Here is a 3772-nt window from a genome sequence, read left to right as displayed (position 1 = left end):
CTTCACGCCGCCGCTGGAGCCCGGGAGGTTGACGACCAGGGTCCGCCCGGCCACGCCCGCGACACCGCGCGACAGCACCGCGGTGGGCACCTTCGGCAGCCCGGCCGCGCGGATCGCGTCGGCCACGCCCGGCAGCTCGTGGTCCAGGACGGCGCGGGTGACATCCGGGGTGCGATCGGTCGGCGAGATGCCGGTGCCGCCGGTGGTGAGCACGACGGCGACGCCGTCCGCGAGCGCCGCCCGCAGCGCGACCCCGACCGGCTCGCCGTCCTCGACGACGACCGGCGCCGGCACGTCGTACCCGCGTCCGGCCAGCCAGGCGACGATCACCGGCCCGGTCTTGTCCTCGTAGACGCCCTTCGCGGCGCGGTTCGACGCCACGATCACCCGCGCGCTGCGCTTCACGGCCGCTCCCAGGTTCCGGTCTTGCCGCCGTCCTTGCGGAGCAGGCGGACCTCGTCCAGCGTCGCCGCCGGGTCGACGGCCTTGATCATGTCGTGCAGCGTCAGCCCGGCGACCGCCACCGCGGTCAGCGCCTCCATCTCGACGCCGGTGACGTCGGTGGTCTTGGCCGTCGCACGGATCCGGACCTCGGCCTCGCCCAGCTCGAACTCCACCTTCACCCCGGACAGCGCGATCTGGTGGCACAGCGGGATCAGCTCGGGCACCCGCTTGGCACCCATGATCCCGGCGATCCGCGCGGTGGCGAGGGCATCGCCCTTGGGGAGGCCGTCGCTCGCGAGCAGCCGGAGCACCTCGGCGGTGGTCCGCACGGTCCCGGCCGCGAGCGCGGTGCGCGCGGAGGCGGTCTTGCCGGAGACGTCGACCATCCGGGCGGCGCCGGTCTCGTCGACGTGGCTGAGTTCACTCACAAGCCGAGGCTACTTCCGGCACCGGCGGGCGGGTCGGCGTGACCCCTTGATTCAGGATCTCGGAATCTGATAATCTGAATCCCGTGATCGAACTGTCCGCTTCCGAGGCCTCCAGGTCGTTCTCGGCCGTGCTCGACGAGGCGGAGAACGGCGAAACGATCGCCGTCACCCGCAATGGCAAGCGGGTCGCGCTGATCACGCCCGCCCCGCACACGAACGGCGTCGCGGTGTGCGCGGTGTTCCACCGCTGGGCCGGAAAGCTCGACGTCGACGACCGGTTCGCGGAGAACGTGGCCAAGGTCCGCGAGACGGCGTCGGCCGAGCTGGACAGCGACCCGTGGCACGACTGATCCTCGACACCGGAATCCTCATCGACGCCGCCCGCGGCCGGCTGCCGTCGGGAGCCATCGGGGATGACGATGACGTCGCCGTTCCAGCGCTGGTGGTCACGGAGTACCAGGTAGGCCTGCTACTCGACCCGAACCCGGCGCGGCGGGCGGCGCACAGTGCGTTTTTGGCTGAGCTGCTGGCTGTGACGCCGGTTGTCGATTACTCGGCGAGTGTGGTCGAGCATCATGCCGAGCTGCTAGCTCATCTCCGGCGGGGTGGGCAGGTGCGTGGGGCGCACGACCTGATCATCGCGGCGACCGCTCGGGCTACTGGCCGGGTTTTGGTGACCACGGATGGGCGGGCGCGGTTCGAGGATCTTCCGGAGGTCGAGGTGCGGGACTTTCCTCTCATCACATAGCAGGAAAGTCCCCTTCAGCTCACCTTCCGGGATCCTCCGAAGTGATGACTCAGCGCTGCTCGGCGCGCACGGCCTTGCGCACGGCCTCGGCGACCGCCGGCGCCACCGCGCTGTCGAACACGCTCGGGACGATGAACGACGCGTTGAGCTTGCCGTTGTCCACGACGTCGGCGATCGCGTCGGCCGCCGCGAGCAGCATCGAGTCGTCGATGTTGTGCGCGTGGGCGTCCAGCAGGCCGCGGAACACGCCCGGGAAGGCCAGGACGTTGTTGATCTGGTTCGGGAAGTCGCTGCGGCCAGTGGCCACGACCGCGGCGTGCTTCTGCGCTTCCAGCGGGTCGATCTCCGGGTCCGGGTTGGCCAGCGCGAAGACGACGGCGTCCTTGTTCATCGTCGCGACCTGCTCGGCGCCGAACAGGTTGGGCGCCGAGACGCCGATGAAGACGTCCGCGCCGGCCAGCGCCTCGTGCAGGGTGCCGCTGACCTGCTCCTTGTTCGTGTGCGACGCGATCCACGTCAGGTTGTCGTCGAGGTTGCCGCGCGCCGAGTGGACGATGCCGTCGATGTCCGCGGCGACGATGTCGCCCGGGTTCTTGTGCAGCAGCAGGCGGATGATCGCCGAGCCGGCCGCGCCGACGCCGCTGACCACGATCTTGCAGTCCTCGATGTTCTTGCCGACCACGCGCAACGCGTTGCGCAGCGCGGCCACCACGACGATCGCGGTGCCGTGCTGGTCGTCGTGGAACACCGGGATGTCGAGCTGCTCGCGCAGGCGCTTCTCGATCTCGAAGCAGCGCGGCGCCGCGATGTCCTCGAGGTTGATGCCCGCGTACACCGGGGCCAGCGCCTTGGCGATCATGATGATCTCTTCGGTGTCCTGGGTGTCCAGGCAGACCGGCCACGCGTCGACGTCGGCGAACTTCTTGAACAGCGCCGCCTTGCCCTCCATCACCGGCAGCGCCGCGGCCGGGCCGATGTTGCCGAGGCCGAGCACGGCCGAGCCGTCGGTGAGCACCGCGACCGTGTTGCGCTTGATGGTCAGCCGGCGCGCGTCCTCGGGGTTGTTCGCGATGGCCTGGCAGACGCGGGCGACGCCCGGGGTGTAGGCGCGGGAGAGGTCGTCACGGTTGCGGAGCGCGACCTTGGGCGTGACCTCGATCTTGCCGCCGAGGTGGATCAGGAACGTCCGGTCGGAGACCTTGCGGACCTTGACGCCGGGCAGCGAATCGAGCGTCTGCGTGATGTCGTTCGCGTGGTTCTCCGACAGCGCGTTGGCGCTGATGTCGACCACGATCGAGTCGGAGTGCGACTCGACGACGTCGAACGCGGTCAGCACGCCGCCGACGCGCCCGACGGCCGTGGTGAGGTCACCGGCCGCGCTGGACGAGGCCGGGGCCTCGACCCGGACGGTGATCGAATATCCGGGACCGGGAACCGGCATGGCACTTACCCCCGCATGGGACAGGTCGGGCAGGACGGGAGCGAACCTACTCCCGTGACCGCCCTCACGAGGGGCCGATACCGGTACTGACCAGTAACTATGCGATCAGCGGTTGATCTCGGTCTCGGGGTGCACGTAGGGCACCGAGTCGAGCGGGAACGTGATGTCGCCGAACGGCGACAGCGAGCCCTGGCGGTCGGACGCGAGCTCGGTCACGGGGTGCTCGCCGGCCTCGCCCGGCCAGGTCGGGTCGACGCCCTTGTGCTTCTTCTCACCCTTGGCCACAACGTCCTCCACAGCTGCGCTCGGTTCTCCGACCACAGTCTGCCTGAGCCCGGCGGCGCTGTCGCAACCGCCCGGTATCCTGGTCGTCTATGCCCGCGACCTCCCTGGCGGACTGGCTGCGCGCGGAGTCCGACGGCGCACTCACCGAACTGCTCCGCACGCGGCGCGACCTGTCCACGCCCCCGCCCTCCGACAGCACGGTGCTGGCCACCCGGGCCGGCACGCCGGGCTCGGTCGCGCGTGCCTGCGAAGACCTCGACAGCTTCACGCTCGCCGTGCTCGAGGCCTGCTTGCTGGCCGGCGCGGACCGCGACCCGGTGCCGGTCGAAGACGTGGCGAAGCTGGTCGGCACCGACGTCGCCGAGCCGCTGGGCCGGCTGCGCAAGCGGGCGCTGGCCTGGGGCGCCGACGACGCCGTGCGCGTGC

General features: G+C 70.6%; 6 protein-coding genes and 1 pseudogene. 3 read left to right on the top strand and 4 right to left on the bottom strand.

The features are described from left to right. The coding region (locus tag G3I65_RS20000; protein ID WP_160697460.1) for a molybdenum cofactor biosynthesis protein B at positions 1–405 on the bottom strand (405 nt) is incomplete at its 3' end. Next, positions 402–872: a cyclic pyranopterin monophosphate synthase MoaC gene (moaC, locus tag G3I65_RS19995; protein WP_160697459.1), complete on the bottom strand. Its 471-nt coding sequence runs from the start codon at positions 870–872 to the stop codon at positions 402–404. The genes moaC and G3I65_RS20000, both read right to left, overlap by 4 nt. Before the next feature lie 83 nt (positions 873–955). Between moaC and G3I65_RS19990 the strand changes: the two genes are divergently transcribed. Continuing rightward, positions 956–1222, top strand: a complete 267-nt coding sequence (locus G3I65_RS19990; RefSeq protein WP_125308020.1) for a type II toxin-antitoxin system Phd/YefM family antitoxin — start codon at positions 956–958, stop codon at positions 1220–1222. Next, positions 1210–1620 (top strand): PIN domain-containing protein, encoded by a 411-nt coding sequence (locus G3I65_RS19985; RefSeq protein ID WP_160697458.1) that lies wholly within the window; start codon positions 1210–1212, stop codon positions 1618–1620. Before G3I65_RS19990 ends, G3I65_RS19985 begins: the two co-directional genes overlap by 13 nt. A gap of 49 nt (positions 1621–1669) precedes the next feature. On the opposite strand, the gene G3I65_RS19980 is transcribed toward G3I65_RS19985, so the two are convergent. Together G3I65_RS19980 and G3I65_RS19975 are read right to left on the bottom strand one after the other, a co-directional pair. Further along, positions 1670–3061: an NAD-dependent malic enzyme gene (locus G3I65_RS19980; RefSeq protein WP_160697457.1), complete on the bottom strand. Its 1392-nt coding sequence runs from the start codon at positions 3059–3061 to the stop codon at positions 1670–1672. 105 nt (positions 3062–3166) lie between these two features. Further along, positions 3167–3346 carry a hypothetical protein gene (locus tag G3I65_RS19975; RefSeq protein WP_160697456.1) on the bottom strand — a complete coding sequence of 60 codons (180 nt, stop codon included), beginning with the start codon at positions 3344–3346 and terminating at the stop codon, positions 3167–3169. Positions 3347–3435: 89 nt separating this feature from the next. Here G3I65_RS19975 and G3I65_RS19970 point away from each other — a divergent pair. Next, positions 3436–3772 (top strand): annotated as a pseudogene (locus G3I65_RS19970) (DNA-binding protein); the annotation flags it as partial.

The organism is Amycolatopsis sp. SID8362, from assembly GCF_010550475.1.
Lineage (GTDB): Bacteria > Actinomycetota > Actinomycetes > Mycobacteriales > Pseudonocardiaceae > Amycolatopsis > Amycolatopsis eburnea.
Note: the sequence above shows the minus strand (reverse complement) of the source record. Positions and strands in the feature narration are given on the sequence as shown.